Source organism: Bacillus cereus group sp. BfR-BA-01524, from assembly GCF_022662595.1.
Lineage (GTDB): Bacteria > Bacillota > Bacilli > Bacillales > Bacillaceae_G > Bacillus_A > Bacillus_A thuringiensis_S.
Map to the genome: position 1 here is coordinate 1 of NZ_JAKUDW010000001.1, position 22,442 is coordinate 22,442.

Below are 22,442 nucleotides of genomic sequence, written 5' to 3' on the forward strand. Positions count from 1 at the left end.
TATGCAGGGACGAAAAATTCGCGGTACCACCCTAAATTGTGAAACAGTGTCGTTTCACCACTCTTTAGACATAACGGTCTATAACCGTCTTTCACTACTCCTCACGTTTCGTAAAAGAAGCTCCAGGGGGTAATTCATAATTCGCTCTGTACTGGTTCGCACCGACCACCAGCTCTCTGAAATCAGAAATCGAAATACTACTAAATCCTATCAACGCCGATTCATATGATGTTAGTTAAATTTTTATCATATTTTCATCTTACATGTCAATAAAAATATTAAATGTTTTTTTAGGGAAATAAAGGATAATTGTTTTTAACGCTGTAAAAATGTACGTTATAATGAATTTGAAAGGGGGAGGAAAGAGTGAAGAAAAAAATAATTCTTTTTACCACTTTATTAGTTATTGGAGGAAGTGCTGGAATTTACACAGCTTTTGCGGCTGAATCAGAGCAGTTGAAACAAAAGCAAATACAACAGTCAGAAGTGAAGAAAGTAAAAGAAATAGAAGAGAAGAAATCAATGGAAAAAGCAGCAGAAAAACTAGGAGTTTCTACTGAGGGGAAAACAAAAGAAGAGGTTACGAAAGAAGTAAATACCGCTAGATTTGAGAAGCGTCATGATTTATTAATTGAGCACGCTAAGCAACTTGGAATTGATACAGAGGGGAAAAAAGATGAAGAAATTATTTTAGAAATTGGAAAGATACAGCATGGAAAGTAGAACAACTTATCGTATGATAAGTTGTTCTTTTTTAAGAACTATTTGATTTTAAAATAATTGACAGTCATTCGGATTTAATGTTAACTATATTTATAAACAAGTTAACATTAGGGGTGACAGTTGTGACAATAAATAGTAGAACGATTGAAAAATCATCTTATATATATGAAGAATTAGCAGAGAAAAATAAAGCTTACGTATGGCACCCATTTACACAAATGAAAGATTATTTAGAAGAAGATCCTGTCATTATTGAACGTGGAGAGGGAAGAAAGCTATACGATGTAAATGGTAATGAATATTGGGATGGTGTTTCATCTATATGGTTAAATGTTCACGGACATCAAGTACCGGAATTAGATGAAGCAATTCGTGAGCAATTAAATAAAATTGCTCATTCTACTATGTTAGGACTTGCTAACGTTCCATCTATTTTATTAGCAGAAAAAATTATTGAGGTTGTACCAGATGGATTGAAGAAGGTATTCTATTCTGATTCAGGTTCTACCGCTGTTGAAATTGCAATTAAGATGGCTTTCCAATATTGGCAGCATAAAGGGAAACCAAAGAAACAAAGATTCGTTACATTAAAAGAAGCATATCACGGTGATACAATTGGAGCTGTTTCAGTAGGAGCAATAGACTTGTTTCACCAAGTGTATAGTTCGCTCTTATTTGATGCGATTAAAATGCCGTATCCATATACATATCGTTCTCCTTACGGAAATAATAAGGAGGAAATTGTAAAAATCCATTTAGAAGAAATGGAAGAATTGTTGAAAGAAAAGCATGAAGAAGTAGCTGCCATCATTGTAGAGCCATTAATGCAAGGTGCTGGCGGAATGATTACAATGCCAAAAGGATATTTAAAAGGACTGCGCGATTTATGTACAAAGTACAATGTATTATTTATTACAGATGAGGTAGCGACTGGATTTGGGCGTACAGGGAAAATGTTTGCGTGTGAACATGAAAATGTGACGCCAGACATTTTAACTGCTGGGAAAGGTTTAACAGGTGGATATTTACCAATTGCAGTTACGGTAACGACAGATGAAATATATAATGCCTTCTTAGGAGAATATGAAGAACAAAAAACATTTTTCCATGGACATAGCTACACAGGTAATCCGTTAGGGTGTGCCGTAGCAATCGCGAATCTAGAACTATATGAAAAAACAAATTTAATAAAAGAAGTGGCACGTAAAACGGATTATGTGACAGCGCAATTAGAAAAGCTCTTTGCGTATAAACATGTAGGTGATATTCGTCAGTGCGGATTAATGGTTGGTATTGAGCTTGTGAAGAATAAGGAAACGAAAGAAGCGTTTGACTGGATAGAAAGAGTCGGTGTTCAAGTATGTAAACGCTCAAGAGAGCTGGGTATGATTTTACGACCGCTAGGTAACACGATTGTATTTATGCCACCACTTGCTTCTACTTTTGAAGAGATTGATGATATGTTACGCATTTTATATAAGGCAATCTCAGATGTTACGGAGGGAGAATAATGAGTGGTTTTTTCATAACAGCAACTGATACTGAAGTTGGAAAAACAGTAGTTGCAGGTGCTATAGCAGGTGTATTTAGAGAATTAGGATATAACGTAGGGGTATATAAACCGTTACAAAGTGGGCATGTTGCATCAAACCCTGAGGGAGATGCGGCAAGGTTAAAAGTACTATCAGGTGTACCGACACAAGAAAATGAAATTTGCCCTTATTCTATTGAAGAACCACTTGCTCCGAGACTTGCCATGAAAAGAGCTGGAAGAGTAGTAAAGTTAAAAGAAATTACTGATTACTATAATGAACTATTAAAAGAGTTTAATAGCTTATTTGTAGAAGGAGCAGGTGGGCTTGCTGTCCCATATACAGAAGATGCTTTAGTAATAGATTTTGCAACAGAATTACAGTTGCCTCTTATTGTAGTAGCTCGTCCTACATTAGGAACAGTAAATCATACAGTGTTAACGATTGCTTACGCAAAGGCGCATGGCTTAACCGTAGCGGGTGTCATTTTATCAGGTTGCAAAGAATGTGAAATGGAAAGAGTGCAAGAAAATAAAGAGATGATTGAAGAGCTGAGCGGGGTACCAGTTTTAGGATTATTACCATTCTTTGAAGGTGAGTTTACGAAAGAAGAAGTATTAGAATCTGCAAAAGAACATATTATGATTTCAAAATTAGAGGAGTTTATCCAAAATGAATCAAACGTGGCGGGCGCACCTTCAATCTAAATTACAACAATTACATGAGCAAGGGCAGTATCGAAATTTATATGTAACAGAGAAGGCAGAAGAGACTTGGCTTATTCGAGATAAAAAAAGGATGTTAAATTTAGCGTCAAATAATTATTTAGGGTTAGCTGGAGATGAAAGGTTAAAAGAAGCTGCTATTGCCTGTACAAAAAGATGTGGAACTGGAGCGACTGCCTCTCGTCTCGTTGTAGGAAATCATCCATTATATGAAGAGGTTGAGAGAAGCATATGTGACTGGAAAGGTACTGAAAGAGCTTTAATTGTAAATAGTGGGTATACGGCAAATATAGGTGCCATATCTTCTTTAGCCTCTCGGCACGATATTGTTTTTAGTGATAAGTTAAATCACGCAAGTATTGTTGATGGAATCATATTAAGCGGGGCAGAGCATAAAAGGTATCGTCATAATGATTTGGATCATTTAGAGAAGCTGTTGAAAACAGCGTCACCTGAAAAGCGGAAATTAATCGTAACTGATACCATTTTTAGTATGGATGGTGATACTGCTTATTTGAGAGATTTAGTACAGCTGAAAGAGAAATACGGGGCAATCATTATAGTCGATGAAGCACATGCGAGTGGAATATATGGAATCGGCGGAGCTGGGTTATCTCATATAGAAAAAAATCTTGCTCAAAAAATTGATATACATATGGGGACGTTTAGCAAGGCTTTAGGGTGTTATGGTGCGTATTTGACAGGTGATGAAATTTATATAGAGTATTTACAAAATATGATGAGAAGCTTTATTTTTACTACAGCTTTACCACCAAGTACGTTAGGAGCAGTGCAAAAAGCAATTGAAATTGTAAAAGAAGATAACGAAAGAAGAGAGAACCTTATAGCAAACGGAGAATACTTCAGAACTAAATTAAGGGATGCTGGTTTTGATATTGGGAATAGTTCAACTCATATTGTACCGATTGTAGTCGGTTCAAATGAACATGCTTTACGATTTAGTAAAAGGTTGCAAGAGGCAGGGATTGCGGCTATTGCAATTCGTCCGCCAACTGTGCCGATTCATAGTTCTCGAATTCGCTTTGCAGTTACATCGCAACATACAATAGCTGATTTAAAATGGGCTATTGACCGAATTATTCACATTGCGAAAGAAGAGGAGATTTTCGTATGAAAGAGCTAAAGATTATTTTTATCCCCGGATGGGGAATGGAAGAGAATATTTGGGATTTAGTACTTCCGTATTTTAAAGGATATCCTGTTCAATGCATAGATTGGCGTAATGTGAACGAACGAAGTGAATTTGTGGAACGAATTATAGATGTAGCACATAACGACAACGTAATTTTAGTTGGTTGGTCACTAGGAGCGTTAGCAGCAGTTGAAGCTTATAAAAAGATTAAGGCAAAAGGCATCGTATTAATTGGTGGTACTGCTAAATTTACAAATACGAGCGATTACAGTAACGGATGGAATGCTTTGCATGTAGAACGGCTGAAAAGGAATTTGGCGAGAAGGAAAGAAGATACGCTCAAGCGGTTTTATGAAAATATGTTTACGAAAGATGAGCTAAAAGAGAATAAAAACTTTGAAGACATTGTAGACCGTTTTAAAGGTGATTCTATTCAGTCTTTACAACTAGGTTTGGATTATTTAATAGAAACAGATATGAGAGAAGAACTAAAAGAAATTAAAGTACCTATACTACTTATTCACGGAGAACAGGATGTAATATGCCCATTGTCTGCGGCACGTAGTATGACGGAGAATAGCAGTAGCGAGCTGAAAGTAGTAAGTGAAGCAGGGCATGCGTTATGTGTAACGAATTTTGAATATTGCGTAAATGAGATAATTCAATTTGTAGAGGGGATACGACATGATCAACAAAACGTTACTACAAAAACGGTTTAATGGGGCAGCCGTATCTTACGATCGATATGCAAATGTACAAAAAAAGATGGCACATTCATTACTTTCAATCTTAAAGGAACGATATAGTGAAACGGCATCGATACGTATTTTAGAACTGGGGTGCGGGACGGGGTATGTAACAGAGCAATTATCAAAGTTATTTCCGAAAGCACATATTACAGCAGTTGATTTTGCTGAAAGTATGATTGCGATTGCGCAAACTAGACAAAATGTAAAAAATGTAACGTTTCACTGTGAAGATATTGAGCGATTACGATTAGAAGAATCATATGATGTCATTATTTCAAATGCTACATTTCAATGGTTAAATAATTTACAACAAGTGTTAAGAAATTTATTTCATCATTTGTCTATAGATGGGATATTACTCTTTTCAACGTTTGGACATGAAACATTTCAAGAATTGCATACTTCGTTCCAACGTGCGAAAGAAGAAAGAAATATAAAAAATGAAACATCGATTGGTCAACGTTTTTATTCAAAAGATCAGTTGCTTCATATATGCAAGATAGAAACAGGGGATGTGCATGTTTCTGAAACATGTTACATAGAGAGTTTTACAGAAGTTAAGGAGTTTCTGCATTCTATTCGAAAAGTAGGAGCGACTAATAGCAATGAAGGATCATATTGTCAAAGTCCCTCACTCTTTCGTGCGATGCTGCGCATATACGAAAGAGACTTCACGGGAAATGAAGGGATAATGGCAACGTATCATGCTTTATTTATGCATATAACAAAAGAGGGGAAGAGATGAAATGAAACAAGTACAAACAAAAAGGGATTGGAAAAAACTTGCATACGACGTAGTGGAAGAGAAGATGATTACGAAAGAAGATGCAATAGCGATATTAGAAGCTGATGATACAGAAGTTTTAGAAATTATGAATGCAGCTTACATTATTCGCCATCATCACTTTGGTAAGAAAGTAAAATTGAATATGATTATTAATACGAAATCTGGATTATGTCCTGAAGATTGTGGATATTGCTCACAGTCTATTATTTCAGAAGCGCCGATTGATAAATATGCATGGTTAACGCAGGAGAAGATTGTAGAAGGGGCACATGAAGCAATACGCCGTAAAGCAGGTACATATTGTATTGTAGCATCTGGTCGTCGTCCGACGGATAAAGAGGTAAATCACGTAATTGGAGCAGTTAAGGAAATTCGTGAAACGACAGATTTGAAGATTTGTTGTTGTTTAGGTTTCTTAAATGAAGATCAAGCAGGACGTTTAGCGGAAGCAGGTGTGCATCGTTATAACCACAACTTAAATACACATGCAAATAATTACGATAGTATTTGTTCAACGCATACGTATGATGATCGTGTTGATACAGTTCAAAAAGCGAAACAAGCTGGTATTTCACCATGCTCTGGAGCGATTTTTGGCATGGGAGAAACAATTGAAGAGCGTGCTGAAATTGCATTTGAATTACAACGTATAGATGCAGATTCTATCCCTTGTAATTTCCTTGTTGCTGTAAAGGGAACACCTCTTGAAGGGCAAAAAGAGTTAACGCCAGTAGAATGTTTAAAAGTACTGGCAATGATGCGTTTTGTAAACCCGACAAAAGAAATTCGTATTTCAGGAGGACGTGAAATCAATTTACGTTCTGTACAGCCAATCGGTTTATTTGCAGCAAATTCTATTTTTGTCGGGGACTACTTAACGACAGCTGGACAAGAGCCGACTGCAGACTGGGGTATGATTGCAGATTTAGGATTTGAGATTGAAGAGTGTGCATTATAAGATAGATGAAAAAGCAAACTTGTAAAAGGGTTTGCTTTTTTTGTAAATAAAATGTAATAAATAGTTGTGAACGCCTGTTACTATTGGTTTTTGAACGAAAAAAAGAATTTTTGTGGACGAATTTTCCAAGCCCTAGTTGTACATAGTAAATATGTAATTTATATTGGGTTGGAGGATTTTACATGTACAAATACATATTAGCGATTATGACTTGTTTAATTTTAATAAAAGCAATAAGTTCTGATCCAGTTAAGGCTGCTGAAAATCCTGAACAAAAAGAGATGCAACAAAGAATCGAACAACACTTTCGAACGAAAGCTGAACATTTTGGATTGAAAACGGAAGGAAAAGATTTAAAGGAAGTTAGAAAAGAAATTACTATTATAGAAGAAGCGAAAAAAAGAGAGAATGTATGGAGAACAGCACAAGCTCTTCATATAAAAACAGAAGGAAAAACGATGAATGAATTAATAAAAGATGTACAAAAAAAGGTGAAAAAATAAAAAGAGGCCGAAGCCTCTTTTTTTATGCCCATTGTTTTGATAAGTGAGCCATTTCAATTGCAGCAACAGCTGATTCATATCCTTTATTACCAGCTTTCGTACCTGCGCGTTCAATCGCTTGTTCAATTGTTTCTGTCGTTAATACGCCGAAAATAACTGGGATGTCCATTTGTAGTGATAAAGACGCAACACCTTTTGCTACTTCATTACAAACGTAATCGTAGTGAGTTGTAGCACCTCGGATTACAGTACCTAATGTCATAACAGCATCATACTTTCCGCTACTAGCCATCTTTTTAGCGATTAAAGGAATTTCAAATGCACCAGGAACCCAAGCAACATCAATATCATTTTCTTCTACACCGTGACGCTTTAATCCGTCTAAAGCGCCGCCAAGTAACTTACTTGTAATAAATTCGTTAAAACGTCCAACAACAACTCCAACTTTTAATCCTGTACCAACTAAATGACCTTCGAATACCATAATAAATCTCTCCTTTAATTATAAGTTTAGTAAGTGTCCTAATTTGTTTACTTTCGTTTGTAAATACGATTTATTCTCTTCTTTTGCTGGCATTTGCAACGGTACACGCTCGACTACTTCTAAATCGTAACCTTGTAAGCCAGCAATTTTTCTTGGGTTATTCGTTAATAATCGTAAACTTTGTAAACCTAAATCTTTTAATATTTGTGCTCCGATACCGTAATCACGAAGATCAGCAGGGAAGCCGAGTTTTTCATTTGCTTCTACAGTATCGAATCCTTCTTCTTGCAATTTATAAGCACGAAGCTTATTAAGAAGCCCAATGCCTCTTCCTTCTTGTCTCATATAAAGAAGAACACCTTTTCCTTCACGCTCAATTTGAGCAAGTGCTGCATGGAGTTGTGGTCCGCAATCGCAGCGATGTGAACCGAATACATCTCCTGTTAAGCATTCAGAATGAACACGCACAAGTACCGGTTCACCTATTGAAATATCACCTTTTACAAGTGCGATATGTTCTTTCGTATCTAATGAGTTAGAATAGCCAATTGCGTGGAAAGTACCGAAATCTGTAGGTAATGTAATTTCCACCTCTCTCGTCACAAGTGTTTCATGATGGCGGCGGTAAGCAATTAAATCTTCTATTGTAATCATTTTTATATCAAATTGTTTTGCGCATTCTATTAAATCAGGTACACGTGCCATCGTGCCGTCCTCATTTATAATCTCGCAAATAACTCCAGCTGGTTCGGCACCGCATAGCTTCGCTAAATCAACAGCAGCTTCTGTATGACCTGCACGACGCAGGACACCGCCTTCTTTCGCAATTAATGGAAAAATATGTCCAGGTCGATTGAAATCAGCGCCTTTTGATGCGGGGTTTAACAATTCTTGTATCGTAGTTGCACGTTCGTGAGCGCTAATCCCTGTTGTTGTAGAAACATGGTCAATGCTCACTGTAAACGCAGTATGATGTGAATCTGTATTATGAGATACCATTGGTTCTAATTGTAGACGTTCTGCGTACCCTGCTGTAATCGGTACACAAACGAGACCACGACCATGTGTAATCATAAAATTAATTGTTTCTGGTGTAATGTACTCTGCTAAAGCAATAAAATCGCCTTCATTTTCTCGGTTTTCATCATCACATACGATAACGACTTTACCTTGTTTTAAATCTTCTAGAGCTTCTTCAATACGATGAAACATTGTGCTTCCCCCTTATAGAAATCCGTTTTCTTGTAAAAAGCTTTCAGTCATTGAACCTACTCGTTTTGCAGGTTTAGTAATAAAGCGTTCGATATATTTACCAATCATGTCACACTCAATGTTTACGATATCTCCGGCATTTTTTTCTCCAATGACAGATTCGCTTACTGTGTGCGGGATGAGGGAAATCGTTATGGAAGATTCGTCTATATCAAATATCGTTAAACTCGTTCCATCAACAGCAATGGATCCTTTATGCAAACAATAGTGTAGCAATTCATCAGAAATTGCTATTTTGTAATAGACGGCATTGTAATGTTGTTTTTTATTTAAAATCGTTCCGATGCCATCAATATGTCCTGAAACGAAATGTCCACCGAATCGTCCGTTTGCAGACATTGCCCGCTCTAAATTTACTTTAGAGTGGGGTTTAAGCATGCGAAGCGATGTCGACTGCATCGTTTCAGGCATTGCATCAACTGTAAATGAAGTAGTTGTAAAGCTTGTTACAGTTAAGCAAATACCGTTGACCGCGATACTATCACCTAAGTGAATATCTGATAAAATTTTCTGTGCATGAATCGTTAATTTCATCGATTCTCCGCTTTGTTGCATGTTTGTTATCGTTCCTAATTCTTCTACAATTCCTGTAAACATTCCGTCACCTCGTTTCGGGCATGCGCAACGATTTTTATATCATCACCAATTTGTTTCATTTCTTGAATTTTCAAGGAAAGCGCATCTTGTAATTTTGAAAAACCATTTCCTCCAAATAAAGTAGGAGCATCTTTCCCACCAATTAATTTCGGGCTTATATAGGTTACAATTTCATTGAAATTGTTTGTTTTTAAGAAACTTGCATGAATCGATTGGCCACCTTCAACGAATAGAGAAAGAATTTGTTTCTCTCCAAGAAAGGAAAGAAGGTCCTCGATTTCTATATGCTTCGTTTCCATTTGGAATATAGCTATATTTTTAGATTCATAAGAAGATATCTTCTCTTTCTTTACATCCTTACCGACAATAATCCATGTCGGTGCTAAACCATCTATTATAACATGAGAAGATGGTGGTGTTCGTAAATGGGTATCTAAAACAACGCGAATAGGGTGTTTCCCACCATTTGGAATTCTTGTTGTTAAATGTGGGTTATCAGCTATAACTGTATTTACTCCAACAAGAATTGCATCATGTGTATGGCGATATTGGTGAACATCAGCACGTGCTTCTTCACCTGTAATCCACTTACTTTCACCAGTTACAGTTGCTGTTTTTCCATCTAAGCTCATCGCTGTTTTTATTGTTACAAAAGGGCGTTTTGTTTTCATGTAGTGAAAAAAGTAGCGATTTAATAAAACTGCTTCCGCTTCAAGAACACCGGTAGTTACTTCAATTCTAGCTTCCTCTAATCTTCTTTTTCCGTTACCAGAAACGAGCGGATTACAATCGAGAGTAGCAATTACAACACGCTTAACTCCTTTTTCGATGAGCAATTCACAACAAGGTGGTGTTTTTCCAAAGTGGCTACAGGGTTCCAGTGTTACATAAACGGTAGCGTCTTTGGCGTTCTGACCAGCCATTTGAAGGGCATGAACTTCTGCGTGTTCTTCACCAGCTCGTAAATGAGCCCCCATACCAACGATGTTTCCATCTTTTACAACAACAGCACCAACCATAGGATTTGGACTTGTTTGTCCTGATGTTCCTTCTGCTAACTGCAGGGCAATCCTCATATATTCTTGATCTGTCATTTTCTTCACCTCTCCTAAAAAAATCAAAAAACCCCAAGGATTTAATATCCTTGGGGTTTGGGAGACGTGATTTCTAGAAATATAGTTTGAATACGAAAGCATAGGAAAGAAACCTAACGATAATTGATATTTCTGCATAAGGAAAAAACCCAGCAAAATATCGAATTTTTAAACGCTAGTTGTCTCTTTTTATTTCAGTATAAAAAATAAGTATAGAAAATTAAACATATATAAAGAATCAAAATGGATCTTTAAAAATATGCATACTGAAATAAAAGTGTATTCACTATATAAAAAACTAGAAACATATCCTTCTCCCATCCAGACTATACTGTCGGCCCTAGAGTTTCACTAGATCCACCGTTTTCGAGTTGAAAACGGGTCACGGACTTAGAAGTTTTCACTTCATCACCGCCGGTTGGGAATTTCACCCGACCCCGAAGGATGCTGTTTGCTCAAATTATAGCACAAAAAAAATAAAAGGCTAGTAAAAAATATTCGAATGTGAAGAATTGTGTGAAAATATATGTGGGCTGGAATGGAAATAAAAGTATTAGAAATGTTGTAAGGAGAAGGGATATAACGGAGTTGCTAAAAAGAAAAAAACATGCACAAAAAAATGTGCATGTCACATGTAAAATTATTCTGCCTCTGGTGCTCTAACAACGGACTCGAATTTACCTTTATGCGAAGCGTCGCAATAAGGCATATTTTTTGATAAGCCACAACGGCATAAAGAAAATGCCGGTTTTGCTGGGAATACATTCCCTTGTGAGTCGACTAATTCCACGTCCCCTGTAACGCGAAAAGAGCCATTATCATTTACTTTAATTTGTACTTTTGCCAACGTTATCCCTCCTTCCCAAACGCTTAATTTCATCATATAATCAAGGGAAGTGCTTGGCAATATAAAGTGAAACTTTAATTAGTGGGGGAGGCATCCCCCACTAATTATTAGTTGAACCAATCGGGCTTTTAGGGGCAGTTAATCTCCCACCTAACTTCTTTGTTTCAGCCGAATTTTGAGGTGGGAGTTTTACTGCCCGCAAATAGCGGGGAAAAAAGAGCACTTTGTTTGAGAAAGAAGAGAGTGTTATAATAGTTTTCATAACTGACTAGAGTAAGGTGACGAGAGATGGATAAACAATTACATACATTACGAAACATTGCAAATGAGCGCACGTGGGCATCATTTTTGAATGATAATCATCCATATAGTTTGTTACATTGGTCCATTGCAGGTGTAGGGCAAGAGGCAAAGGATGTTTGGTTACTTCAAGATGAAGTAACATTTCAAACGACAGAATTTCCAACGTTAGATGATGCAATGCAATGGATTTCTAAAAATATGGAACAAGTTACAGACGTTTTAGCGCAATAAAAAAACAGGCTTATGCAAGCCTGTTTTTTGTTTCTTTCACATATGTGTTTAAAAATTGATCGATGGCTGCTTCGTACTCTTCTTTATTTTCGTTATAAGAGCAAGCGTGTGCACCGTGTTCTGCAATATAAAGTTGCTTATTATTTTCTTTCGCTTCATATAACGCTTTTGTCATATCAGCTAAAATATAGTCGTCATCTTTACTATGAATAAAGAGAACGGGATTGTTAATGTTTTTTATACAGTCGATTGGTGAAACTTCACGAATTGTATAACCGTCACGAACTTTTAAAAATGCGTTTGCTAAAGGTAATAAAGGCCATTTTGGTAAATGGAATTCAACCTTTAAACGGTGCTGTAATTGTCCGTGAAAATCAGAGAAAGGACAATCTGCAATATAGAAATCAGCACCATCTTCTACAAGTCCTGCGTATTGAAGAATTGTTGCAGCTCCCATAGATTCACCATGAATACCAAGTGTAATATTGGTTCCAAAACGGCTTTTTAGCCAGTCAACTACGGATTTCAAATCATGCTTTTCATAGTATCCATAGCTTGTTGTTTTTCCGCCAGTTTTACCATGACGACGATGATCATAAATGAGGACATTATATCCCCTTTTTAAGAATAAGTTTGCATATTTTACAGAGTTTATTTTATTTACAGTTACACCGTGGCAAAAAACCATAAACTTATTGGAATGACCAGCAGGAATGTAATATCCGTGAAGGTTGTATCCGAATTGTGAAGGGATATGAATTTCTTCTTTATGAAGAGCATCAAAATCCTCTATACGAAAATGTTTTTTCGTTTCTCTTTCGAGTACTTCTTCCTCTGTTTTTTTCTTTAAGTACATCACTTTATTTGTAAAGAAAATCCCAAGGGCAGTTATTGCACCTAGTATAGTAAACAATGCTGCAAAAAAACGTTTCATACTTTACCTCATCCTCCAAATACCGTTACATGTGATACACTTATATTGTATCACAATGATATAAAAGGGGAGAAATAGGAAATGCTGCATATACAAAAAATTACGCCAGCGATGAAAGAAACAATCCGAATGTTCATGTGTAAGAACTGGGGAAGTTCATTGATGGTTTCACGTGGTAAGGGACATCAGTTAGAAGAGTTGCCAGGATTTGTTGCGCTCTTAGATGACAGAATAATCGGAATTATAACGTATGAAGTGACCGGAAATATGTGTGAAATTGTATCGCTAGATAGCTTTGAAGAAAGAAAAGGAATAGGGACGAAACTTGTAGATTGTGTATTACAAGTTGCAGAAGAAGAGCGGTGCAGACAGGTTTGGCTTATTACAACAAATGATAATATGAATGCGTTACGATTTTACCAAAAACGTAATTTTGTAATGACTAATTTATATGTGAATGCGGTAGAGGAGGCACGAAAAATAAAGAAAGAAATTCCACGTATTGGATATGATAATATCCCAATTTTACATGAAATTCAGTTGGAGTATCATTCAGTCAAATGATGTAACAATTTTCAGAAATATGAGTTATTAATCTTGACGGATAGTGTAATTTAGGTTACCGTAAAATTGTAGTCTATTACCATATTAAGGGGTGACGATGTGGCAACTATACGTGATGTTGCAAAATTGGCAGGTGTTTCAGTCGCAACCGTTTCACGAGTTATTAATGAAAAAGGATACGTTCATGAGGACACAGTAAAACAAGTAAAGGAAGCAATTGAAGAATTACGTTATAGGCCAAACAGTGCAGCGAAGCCACTATTTAAAGAGAATTCAACGATAATTGCATTACTTGTAGATAATTTATGTAACCCATCAAACATCACTTTGCTACATTGTATTGAGGAAATAGCATATAAAGAAGGCTATCAAATCATTATTTGTAATATAGAGAATAAAGATAGATACATACATATGCTGAAGCAAAATAACATTGCAGGTGTTATTTTGACAAGAGCAGTTTTTAAAAGTATAGGAGAAATTCCATTTCCGTTTGTTTTGATTGATGAGCAACAATCACATGCAAATTATTATGAAAGTGGGCAGAGAGCTGTTTCTTTATTAAAAGAGGAAGGGTGTCACTTTCTTGCATATTTCGGTGAGGGAGAAGAAAGTGAAGAAATGGAAGATCATATAGCAGGGTTTTTAGACGCTGTTTGGGATGAAGGAATCTCTTATCGAGAAGAATGTGTACAAGGGTATACAAATAAACAATTTATTACATTATTGCAAAATAATCCGTATATAGATGGAATTGTAACCTCAAGTGATCAGATTGCTATTGAGTTAATTCGGTCAGCGAGATTTCTAAATATACATATACCAGATAAATTAAAAATTGTTGGACCGAATGGGAGCATAGAGTGTGAATGGATAGGCTCATCACTACCGGCAATTGAAAGCTATGTCAAAGATAATGGAAAAGTAGCTTTTCAACAATTAAAAGGAAAAATAAAAAAGTAAAAGGTGCGTTTTATACGCACCTTTTTATAATGTAATTGCGGCAATAAAGCCAAATATAAGTAACGGTATATTGTAATGTAGAAAAGTGGGTACACATGTATCCCATATATGATGGTGCTGACCATCAGCATTTAAACCGGATGTTGGTCCAAGGGTACTATCTGATGCTGGAGATCCTGCGTCACCTAGTGCTCCGGCTGTACCGATAATTGCAATTGTGGCCATTGGACTAAATCCAAGCTGAATGCAAAGAGGTACAAAAATGGTTGTTAAGATAGGGATGGTTGAAAAGGATGAACCAATTCCCATCGTAACGAGAAGTCCAATAACGAGCATAAGAAATGCAGCGAGTGGTTTGTTATTTCCAATTATATGTGCACTCGTTTGCACCAGTGATTCAACATGTCCTGTTTTTCGAAGGACAGCGCCGAATCCAGCGGCAGCAATCATAACAAAGCCAATAAAGGACATCATACGCATTCCGCTTGTTAATATCGCATCTGCTTCTTTAAGTGGTAGACTGCCACTAACTGATAAGACGATAATACCTGCTAAAGCACCGAAAATCATTGATTCTGTTGTTAATTGAACAGTTAATGTAGTAATGATAGATAATAACCCGAAAGTAATGCTACGTTTTGTATAGGGAACGATTTCATTTTCGGTAGTATGAATTTGTTCTGTTTCATACGTACGAGGTTTTCGGTACGTAATGAATACCGCTACACATAATCCAATAATCATACCAATTGCTGGAATAGTCATTGCTTTTGGAATAAGTGTGACATCAAATGTAAGGCCGCTTTGCGCAGCGTTGGTTTGTAATACGTCATGATAAATTTTTCCGAATCCTGCAGGGATCCACATATAAGGAGTAATCAATCCAAATGTAATAATACATGTGACAAGTCTGCGATCCACTTTCAGCTCATTTAATACTTTTAAAAGTGCTGGAATTAAGATGGGGATGAAAGCAATGTGAACAGGAATCACATTTTGTGAGAAACAAGCCATCGTTAAAATAATGAATAAAATAAGTATTTTAGAATAAACTTGTTTTTTCGTGTCTTGTTCATTGCCAATCCATTTTAATGCAGTTTGAATCATAGCATCTGGAAGTCCTGTTTTGGAAAGGGAAATAGCGAAACCACCAAGCATTGCATAACTTAAAGCGATTGGAGCGCTGTTTCCAAGACCAGTTGTAAAAGTGTTAATCGTTTCTGAAATACCGAGTCCGCCGATAATTCCGCCTGTTAAAGCTCCAACAATGATGGCGACAATGACCTGGACACGTAACAAACTAAGCAATAGCATAATTGCTACTGCGACGAGTACAGCGTTCATAATAAATGTAATCTCCCTAAATTTTTATTCTGTTAAGACAAGTAAATATGAAACATTTTGCTATGTTTATACATACTTGCGACATATTATTATAAAATGTTTTCTATGAAATGTAAAAGAGCCTTTTGTTACTAATGCTGAAAAGCTAGCTCTTGTTTAATTGATCGCAAAGAATTGGCGAATAATTCTGGTTCTTCTAAATCAGGAGAATGTGCTGAATTTGGGAACCAAACCATCTTTTTTATAGGCGCTTCAATAATATCGCAATATTCCTGAACGAGTGCATAAGGAGTTTGATAATCATAGCGACCAGAACAAAAATAAACTGGAATAGATAAACTTGAGATAGAAGCAAAGAAATCGATTGTCAGCATTTCTTCCCATAAAACGCCAGATTTTAAATTTCCTGCGAGAAACTTGAACCAATCTAATAGCGTATACTCAGGAGAAAAGAAACCTTTTCGTATGAAAGAAAAGGAAGATCCGTTTTGGATTGCGCCTCCAAATGTGCCAAGCCACTTTCTTTGAATAATGAGACGTCTCGTATCTAAAAATGGTGGTTTGCCTAATTTTAAAAGGGAAGCTAATGCTTTTTTATGATTATGTTTTTTTGCAGAATGAATTAAATGTTGATATAGCAATTCTTCATTTTGTTTCATATGTACAATTTGCCCAATACCGATGTAAGCCTCGATATACTTTGGATATTGATGTGCTATGTTAAGCCCAATAATACTTCCCCAAGAATGACCAGCGAGAAATAGTTTTTGTTTGTTGAACCTTTTAAGTACATATTGAATCACTTCTTTTGCATCGGAAACGAATTGTTCGATTGTGAAATTGGCTCCGAAATCTTTCATTGAAAAGGATTTACCAGCCCCGCGTTGATCCCAATTAATAACAATAAATTGCTTCTCTAATTCTTTTTGAAAATGGCGAATAAATCCGATTTGTGCCATCCCAGGTCCGCCGTGACAGCATAATAAAATAGGTTGCTCTACGTTTTGTCCACGCATAAGGAGAGTTTGTTTTCGATTATTTATCATAACGCTTTCTATCGTAGCGATACTATTAGGAATGAGTTGTTTGTTTTCGTTATAGAACTGAGGGGTGTAGCTACGAAAAAGCATATTGAAAACCTCCTTTTGTGAAATCGTATGAATCGCACAGGCTATTCATTTTGCATATACTGTTAGAAAATCATTGTAACATACCATACTAGTGTCATTTCAACACGGGAGGAGGGAAATTGTGACGATTGGAGAAATTATAGATGGTTTAAATAGACGTGAATCCATCGCTATTATAGCAAAACGTCTTGAAATAAGCCCGTATACATTATCGAAGAAATTAAGATTGATTGGATACGAATATGATGGAGAGCAGAAGAAACGTATTTTTGTAGGAGATGGAGAAGAACCACGTCACTTACAACTCCAAGAAGCGACCGCCCTTCAATATGAGAAAACAGATTATCAATTATTAATTTACGAGCAATTACAAAGCATTTATGAGTTACTAAGAAAAAGAGACGAAGTAATTGCACCAATTATGAGTAAGAGTACAGAGAAAAAGAGACGAACCTTTTCTATTAATACAGAAATATTAGCAAGATTGGACCTTATATCAGAATCGAAAGGAATTCAAAAGTCTAAACTTGTAGAAGAGGCGTTGCAACAATTTTTACAGCAATATGAAGTTGACAAAACATCACATTTTGATAACTAAAGAAAAGGATACTATGTTCATTGGAAGAACGAGTATCCTTTTTATGATGTATATTACGTATAAAATAGAGGATCAGTACAAATCCTTTATGGCGTGAAAAATGAAATTTATTATTAGAGAAACACTTAATTTACTTTTTGAATTCTTCCGTCAATAACTGGCTGAATTGGTTCTTTTAATTGTTTTACGTAATCGACTAACGCTTCAAAGTCGTTTGGACCAGTTTCTGCATTTTTACCATTTTTAAATGATACGAATCCGTCACCGCCAGAAGCTAAGAAGGCATTTGCAACTACGCTATACGTTGTAGATGGAGATAATTCTTCTCCGTTTGTTAAACGTATATTTGTAACTTTTTCACCGTTTGGTTTATTTACATCCCACGTATATTGAATACCTGAAATTTGAAGCATTCTTGTTGTTCCTTTTTGCCATTGCTGATTTAAAATATCGCGAATGTCTTGACCTGTTAAATCTACTTTAATCAATTGATTTCCAAAAGGTTGAATGCCGTATAACTCACCCCACGTAATATCACCAGCATCTAAGTCATTACGAATGCCACCAGGATTCATGAGGGCGATTTGAGTTTGCATCGTTTGACGCTGAGCATCGGCAACTAAATTTCCAAGAGTGGACTCACCAGCATCATTTTGTTTACGGTCGATAGGTGCTGTAGATTTTCCGACCACTTCATTTACAAGTGGTGCGATTTTTTCTTTATATTGATCTAGTTTTTTCTTTACTTGTTTATCAGGTTCTACACCTTCATGATACGTTGTAACAACTTCAGCTTTTTTCTTTACAATATCCTTTGTTTTACGATCAATTGTTACATCCACGTCTGAGAAAGCCGTTCCGTATGAATTTGCTTGGACAATTAGTTTATTATTTACTGTACCATTTACATACGTATGACTATGTCCACCGAAAATAACATCAACTTCTGGGTCTGTTTCATTTGCAATTCGAGTAAGGTCGCCATTTGTTACCCCAGATTCATCGGTTGTTCCACCGACATGAGCAAGAACGACGATTGATTTAACGCCGAGGCGTTTTAATTGTTGTGTTGATTTATTAATTGCTTCTACTTCATCAGTAATTTGTACATTTTTAAGCATCGTAGGCATAACAACATTTGGTGTATCAGTTGTAACAACACCAATGAATCCGACAGGAACACCATCTACCATTTTTATAGTAAATGGTGGTAAAAATAAGCGGCCAGTTGATTTGTTATAGAAGTTAGCAGCTACATAGGGGAAGTTAGCCCCTTTGAAATTCCCTGTTTTTTCATGATATCCACCGTAAATGAGGCGTTTCATTTCATCAATGCCTTCATCAAATTCATGGTTCCCGATTGTACCAACATCAAATTTTAAGTCATTTAAAAATTCAATCGTCGGTTCATCTTGTAATAATGCTGAAACTGGTGGACTAGCTCCGACGATATCACCAGCATGTACGAGAAGGGTATTAGGGTTTTGTTTTTTACGTTCTTTTAAATAAGTAGCTAAGTAATCAGCGCCACCAGCTTCTTTATTATTGATTTTTTTAACAGTATCTAGTTGTCCATGGAAATCATTAATACCAAGCATTTGTACGTCTATGTAGCGGTTTTGTTCAGCTGGATTCTGAGATGGGGGAGCGGCAAATACGCTTGAAAAAGTAATAGTGCTTAAAACAGCAACGGCAGGAATAATTTTTTTCCACATAATATAATTCTCCTTTTTTTATAATCTGACATCATACGACATAATTTTAATAGATTCATAGGATTATAGCTACATAAAAATTTAGTCTTTTCGAAAAATTAACATATTTACAAAAAGTGAATAATAGAGTAAAGACCCTTTTTTATTGTCGATTTCATCGTGTATCTACTATAATGGAGAAAAAAGTAAAAGGTGAGTAGCATGAAGAAAAAGAAACAAAGACAAATGCAAAGACAATCGCAAGTGAATCAACCAAAGAAAGAAACACTTACATTAGGCGATCAATTAAATGATTCACTCATGCAACAATTAAAGAGTAAGAAGAAAGAGTTGCAAGTGAGAGAAGAGGTAAAAGAGGCAGCTGAACTGGAAAGAAAGCGCCAAGAACAAAAAGAACGTGAAAAGAATAAATCATTTGAAGAACTGCTAAGTGAAAGTAACCTTACTTGGAAAGACTTTAAATAATAAAAAAATGATCAGTGAAATACCACTGATCATTTTTTGACGAGCTTGTAAGAAAAGGGGAGTTAGAATGAGGAAAATTGTCGTTGTTCCGCATGAAAACCATTGGATTGAAAAATTTCAAATGGAGGCTGAAAGATTAAAATCAGCGATGCCAGAAACGGTGGAAATGCATCATATTGGAAGTACGTCAGTGCCCGGACTGGCAGCTAAACCTATTATTGATATGATCATGGAAGTAGAAAATATCGAAAGAGTAGATGGGTGGAATGAACGCTTTATAGAGCTTGGTTACATCGTAAAAGGGGAAAATGGTATTTCAAGACGCCGATATTTTATTCATGGAACTGAGGAAAAACGTTCGTATCATTTACACGTGTTTGAAAAAGGAAATCCAGAGATAGTAAGGCATTTAGCGTTTCGTGATTATATGATGGCTCATTGTGAAGAAGCAGAGGCATATGCAACCTTAAAGAAAGAATTAGCCGAAAAGTATACATATGATGGCACGCTATATACGGAAGGGAAAAATGAGTTTGTGCGCAATGTGGATGAAAAAGCGAAAGAATGGAGAGAAAATAACGTGAATGAATGAGTTCACGTTATTTTTTAGCTATATAAAAGTGTTATGTAAACTGTACGTATGTTTTGACTTTTTGGATGAATCTTGTTGAAATAAAGTTATGGCTTATAAAAAATGTAACAATGAAAGGGAGACGACTGTGCATATTCCAACAACTACACTTCATAATGGCGTGAAAATGCCGATGATTGGTCTAGGCGTATATAAAGCGAAAGAAGGCGACGAAGTAAAACAAGCAGTAAAAACAGCGTTAGAAGTTGGATACCGTTCAATTGATACAGCAACTGTGTATGAAAATGAAAGCGGTGTCGGAGAGGCGATACTTGAATCAGGAATTCCAAGAGAAGATATATTTATTACAACAAAAGTATGGAACGACGATCAAGGATATGAAGAGACACTCGAGGCGTTTGAAAAGAGTTTAAAAAAATTACAAATGGACTATGTAGATTTATATTTAATACATTGGCCGGTAAGAGGGAAGTATGTTGATACGTACCGAGCTTTAGAGAAATTGTATGAAGAAGGTAAAGTGCGTGCGATTGGTGTTTCTAATTTTCATAAACATCATTTAGAACTATTATTACCAAATTGCAAAGTGAAGCCGATGGTAAACCAAGTGGAACTTCATCCGATGTTGACGCAATTTGAATTGCGTAATTATTGTCAAGATGAGCAAATTCAAATGGAAGCATGGAGTCCGTTAATGAGGGGCGGAGAAGTATTCCAGCATCCAATCATTCAGGCTATTGCTAACAAATATGAAAAAACACCTGCACAAGTTATATTAAGGTGGGATATTCAAAGCGGGATTGTTACAATTCCTAAATCTGTTACACCATCTCGTATTAAAGAAAACTTTACTATTTTTGATTTTGCACTAACTGAAGAAGAGATACGTCAAATTAACACGTTGAATCGTGATTTACATGTAGGAACGAATCCTGATAAATATGATACGTTATAAAAAAGACTGTCTCCTAATACTGGAGACAGTCTTCTGTTTATCGGTAATTCGATATTTTTAACGATGCAAAGCATATGTGTCATATTTAACAATCTTTTGAAGTTGTACATATTCTTCTTTAGTTAAAGGTAACTGTTGGCTAGCTCGTATATTTTCCTGCAATTGTTGAAGCGAGCTTGCACCAGGTATAACAGCTGCAACAGTCTTATTATGTAAGCAATATTGAATAGCTGTTCCTGTTAAAGAGCTTTCTCCAATCGTTTCTTTTACACTCGCTAGAGTTGTATGTAATTCATCGTAAGAATAAGAGAGATAATCCTTTTCCTTTACTCTTTCTACTTTTCTTGCATTGTTGTCAGTTAAAATTCCTTTTGCAAGTGGCCCGCGAGCAATGACACTAATTTGGTGTTCATTCAGAAGGGGGAACCATTCTTCTGGACGACGATTTAAAAGGCTATATTCCATTAGTACACTAACGATGTTTGAGCGTTTTGCATACTCACGAACGACATTTGGGCGTATAGAAGAAATACCGTAATGGCGAATAATACCTTCTTTTTTCAATTCTTCAAAAGCTTCAATTGTTTCATCGATTGGATCTTCAATCGTTCCGCCATGAAGTTGGTAAAGATCAATATAATCAGTTTGAAGTCTACGTAAACTTTCTTTTACTTCAGTTTTTATGTAAGCTTTAGAAGGATCCCAAGACCAGCCATTTTTTTCTTCTGTCCAATGATTTCCAACCTTCGTTGAAAGAACAATTTGGTCTCTTTTCCCCTTCAAGGCTTTTCCAACAAATTCTTCATTTAATCCGTAATCATATAAATCTGCTGTATCAAAAAAATTAATTCCTAAATCGATCGCTTCATCGATAATACGCATAGCTTCTGTTTCAGATGTACCGAGAGACATACAGCCAAGGCCCATTTCTGTAACAAACAAATCTGAGTTTCCTAATTGACGTTTTTTCATAGGTCAACCTCCTTACCTTTATTGTACGAGAGGAAAAAGAGGTTGACAAACGTTTCCTTTTTCGCTTCGCATTAACTGCCCGTAAAGGCATGATTAATGTTTCACTTTATTTGCTGTAATCCACTCTTGTACAGTTGTATACTCTTTGCTATATTGTTTTAGCTTATGGCGAATTTGCCATGCTTTTCCGACTAACGTGATGCGATTTGGTAAAATATAAACTTTCATTTCTATCACGCTCCTTTCAATGTG

The 22,442-nt window shown here is 36.1% G+C and carries 26 protein-coding genes, 1 riboswitch and 1 other annotated feature; of the genes, 15 read left to right on the forward strand and 11 right to left on the reverse strand.

Going from position 1 to position 22,442, the window contains the following annotated elements; all coding sequences use genetic code 11:
* Positions 1-2: 2 nt before the first annotated feature.
* Positions 3-223 (reverse strand) — a binding site (T-box leader).
* A gap of 143 nt (positions 224-366) precedes the next feature.
* The 8 genes from MR170_RS00005 (at position 367) to MR170_RS00040 (ending at position 7,130) form a co-directional block, all read left to right on the forward strand.
* Complete coding sequence (locus tag MR170_RS00005) at positions 367-723, forward strand: hypothetical protein (protein WP_000726902.1); 357 nt, start codon at positions 367-369, stop codon at positions 721-723.
* Positions 724-800: 77 nt separating this feature from the next.
* On the forward strand, positions 801-2,234 hold the full coding sequence (gene bioA / locus MR170_RS00010; RefSeq protein WP_242306730.1) for an adenosylmethionine--8-amino-7-oxononanoate transaminase: 1,434 nt from the start codon (positions 801-803) through the stop codon (positions 2,232-2,234).
* Positions 2,234-2,962 carry a dethiobiotin synthase gene (gene bioD, locus MR170_RS00015; RefSeq protein WP_029443264.1) on the forward strand — a complete coding sequence of 243 codons (729 nt, stop codon included), beginning with the start codon at positions 2,234-2,236 and terminating at the stop codon, positions 2,960-2,962. The genes bioA and bioD overlap by 1 nt, the downstream gene beginning before the upstream one ends.
* Complete coding sequence (gene bioF / locus MR170_RS00020) at positions 2,928-4,115, forward strand: 8-amino-7-oxononanoate synthase (protein ID WP_242306731.1); 1,188 nt, start codon at positions 2,928-2,930, stop codon at positions 4,113-4,115. The genes bioD and bioF overlap by 35 nt, the downstream gene beginning before the upstream one ends.
* Positions 4,112-4,852: an alpha/beta fold hydrolase gene (locus MR170_RS00025; RefSeq protein WP_242306732.1), complete on the forward strand. Its 741-nt coding sequence runs from the start codon at positions 4,112-4,114 to the stop codon at positions 4,850-4,852. The genes bioF and MR170_RS00025 overlap by 4 nt, the downstream gene beginning before the upstream one ends.
* A complete protein-coding gene (gene bioC, locus MR170_RS00030; RefSeq protein WP_029443262.1) occupies positions 4,818-5,627 on the forward strand; it encodes a malonyl-ACP O-methyltransferase BioC in 810 nt (269 codons plus the stop codon). Before MR170_RS00025 ends, bioC begins: the two co-directional genes overlap by 35 nt.
* A gap of 1 nt (position 5,628) precedes the next feature.
* On the forward strand, positions 5,629-6,627 hold the full coding sequence (gene bioB, locus MR170_RS00035) for a biotin synthase (protein WP_000815856.1): 999 nt from the start codon (positions 5,629-5,631) through the stop codon (positions 6,625-6,627).
* Between the two features lie 182 nt (positions 6,628-6,809).
* Positions 6,810-7,130 carry a hypothetical protein gene (locus MR170_RS00040; protein ID WP_000280032.1) on the forward strand — a complete coding sequence of 107 codons (321 nt, stop codon included), beginning with the start codon at positions 6,810-6,812 and terminating at the stop codon, positions 7,128-7,130.
* 22 nt (positions 7,131-7,152) lie between these two features.
* Here MR170_RS00040 and ribH read toward each other — a convergent pair whose 3' ends face one another.
* From ribH to MR170_RS00065, 5 genes are all read right to left on the reverse strand, one after another.
* Complete coding sequence (gene ribH, locus MR170_RS00045) at positions 7,153-7,614, reverse strand: 6,7-dimethyl-8-ribityllumazine synthase (protein ID WP_242306733.1); 462 nt, start codon at positions 7,612-7,614, stop codon at positions 7,153-7,155.
* A gap of 18 nt (positions 7,615-7,632) precedes the next feature.
* On the reverse strand, positions 7,633-8,826 hold the full coding sequence (ribBA, locus tag MR170_RS00050; protein ID WP_000468981.1) for a bifunctional 3,4-dihydroxy-2-butanone 4-phosphate synthase/GTP cyclohydrolase II: 1,194 nt from the start codon (positions 8,824-8,826) through the stop codon (positions 7,633-7,635).
* Positions 8,827-8,838: 12 nt separating this feature from the next.
* Positions 8,839-9,483 (reverse strand): riboflavin synthase subunit alpha, encoded by a 645-nt coding sequence (gene ribE, locus MR170_RS00055; protein ID WP_242306734.1) that lies wholly within the window; start codon positions 9,481-9,483, stop codon positions 8,839-8,841.
* Positions 9,465-10,577: a bifunctional diaminohydroxyphosphoribosylaminopyrimidine deaminase/5-amino-6-(5-phosphoribosylamino)uracil reductase RibD gene (gene ribD / locus MR170_RS00060; RefSeq protein ID WP_242306735.1), complete on the reverse strand. Its 1,113-nt coding sequence runs from the start codon at positions 10,575-10,577 to the stop codon at positions 9,465-9,467. The genes ribE and ribD overlap by 19 nt, the downstream gene beginning before the upstream one ends.
* A 305-nt stretch (positions 10,578-10,882) precedes the next feature.
* Positions 10,883-11,026: riboswitch (FMN riboswitch) on the reverse strand.
* 191 nt (positions 11,027-11,217) lie between these two features.
* Positions 11,218-11,424: a CDGSH iron-sulfur domain-containing protein gene (locus MR170_RS00065; protein ID WP_001151582.1), complete on the reverse strand. Its 207-nt coding sequence runs from the start codon at positions 11,422-11,424 to the stop codon at positions 11,218-11,220.
* Positions 11,425-11,712: 288 nt separating this feature from the next.
* Between MR170_RS00065 and MR170_RS00070 the strand changes: the two genes are divergently transcribed.
* Entirely contained in the window at positions 11,713-11,958 is a 246-nt protein-coding gene (locus tag MR170_RS00070) for a DUF2552 family protein (protein ID WP_242306736.1), read from the forward strand.
* 10 nt (positions 11,959-11,968) lie between these two features.
* Here MR170_RS00070 and MR170_RS00075 read toward each other — a convergent pair whose 3' ends face one another.
* Positions 11,969-12,892 carry an alpha/beta hydrolase gene (locus MR170_RS00075; protein ID WP_242306737.1) on the reverse strand — a complete coding sequence of 308 codons (924 nt, stop codon included), beginning with the start codon at positions 12,890-12,892 and terminating at the stop codon, positions 11,969-11,971.
* Positions 12,893-12,973: 81 nt separating this feature from the next.
* Here MR170_RS00075 and MR170_RS00080 point away from each other — a divergent pair, with 81 nt between their 5' ends.
* Both MR170_RS00080 and MR170_RS00085 read left to right on the forward strand, forming a co-directional pair.
* Positions 12,974-13,456, forward strand: coding sequence for a GNAT family N-acetyltransferase (locus MR170_RS00080; protein ID WP_242306738.1), 483 nt, complete (start codon positions 12,974-12,976; stop codon positions 13,454-13,456).
* Between the two features lie 99 nt (positions 13,457-13,555).
* On the forward strand, positions 13,556-14,419 hold the full coding sequence (locus MR170_RS00085; RefSeq protein WP_242306739.1) for a LacI family DNA-binding transcriptional regulator: 864 nt from the start codon (positions 13,556-13,558) through the stop codon (positions 14,417-14,419).
* 24 nt (positions 14,420-14,443) lie between these two features.
* Here the strand turns inward: MR170_RS00085 and MR170_RS00090 are convergent, their stop codons facing one another.
* A complete protein-coding gene (locus MR170_RS00090; RefSeq protein ID WP_242306740.1) occupies positions 14,444-15,763 on the reverse strand; it encodes a Na+/H+ antiporter family protein in 1,320 nt (439 codons plus the stop codon).
* A 131-nt stretch (positions 15,764-15,894) separates the two neighbouring features.
* On the reverse strand, positions 15,895-16,893 hold the full coding sequence (locus tag MR170_RS00095) for an alpha/beta fold hydrolase (RefSeq protein WP_016080372.1): 999 nt from the start codon (positions 16,891-16,893) through the stop codon (positions 15,895-15,897).
* A gap of 121 nt (positions 16,894-17,014) precedes the next feature.
* On the opposite strand from MR170_RS00095, the gene MR170_RS00100 reads away from it, so the two are divergent.
* On the forward strand, positions 17,015-17,491 hold the full coding sequence (locus tag MR170_RS00100) for a ribbon-helix-helix domain-containing protein (RefSeq protein ID WP_029443255.1): 477 nt from the start codon (positions 17,015-17,017) through the stop codon (positions 17,489-17,491).
* Between the two features lie 125 nt (positions 17,492-17,616).
* On the opposite strand, the gene MR170_RS00105 is transcribed toward MR170_RS00100, so the two are convergent.
* Positions 17,617-19,206, reverse strand: a complete 1,590-nt coding sequence (locus tag MR170_RS00105) for a bifunctional metallophosphatase/5'-nucleotidase (protein ID WP_242306741.1) — start codon at positions 19,204-19,206, stop codon at positions 17,617-17,619.
* Between the two features lie 201 nt (positions 19,207-19,407).
* On the opposite strand from MR170_RS00105, the gene MR170_RS00110 reads away from it, so the two are divergent.
* From MR170_RS00110 to MR170_RS00120, 3 genes are all read left to right on the forward strand, one after another.
* Positions 19,408-19,671, forward strand: a complete 264-nt coding sequence (locus MR170_RS00110) for a YqkE family protein (protein WP_242306742.1) — start codon at positions 19,408-19,410, stop codon at positions 19,669-19,671.
* A 67-nt stretch (positions 19,672-19,738) separates the two neighbouring features.
* Positions 19,739-20,263: a GrpB family protein gene (locus MR170_RS00115; RefSeq protein WP_242306743.1), complete on the forward strand. Its 525-nt coding sequence runs from the start codon at positions 19,739-19,741 to the stop codon at positions 20,261-20,263.
* A 127-nt stretch (positions 20,264-20,390) separates the two neighbouring features.
* The gene (locus tag MR170_RS00120) at positions 20,391-21,218 is read left to right on the forward strand and encodes an aldo/keto reductase (RefSeq protein WP_016080376.1); all 828 of its coding nucleotides are present in this window, start codon (positions 20,391-20,393) and stop codon (positions 21,216-21,218) included.
* 57 nt (positions 21,219-21,275) lie between these two features.
* Here MR170_RS00120 and MR170_RS00125 read toward each other — a convergent pair whose 3' ends face one another.
* On the reverse strand, positions 21,276-22,190 hold the full coding sequence (locus MR170_RS00125) for an aldo/keto reductase (protein ID WP_242306744.1): 915 nt from the start codon (positions 22,188-22,190) through the stop codon (positions 21,276-21,278).
* Positions 22,191-22,283: 93 nt separating this feature from the next.
* Positions 22,284-22,418 carry a Z-ring formation inhibitor MciZ gene (gene mciZ / locus MR170_RS00130; RefSeq protein WP_000870292.1) on the reverse strand — a complete coding sequence of 45 codons (135 nt, stop codon included), beginning with the start codon at positions 22,416-22,418 and terminating at the stop codon, positions 22,284-22,286.
* Between the last annotated feature and the right edge of the window lie 24 nt (positions 22,419-22,442).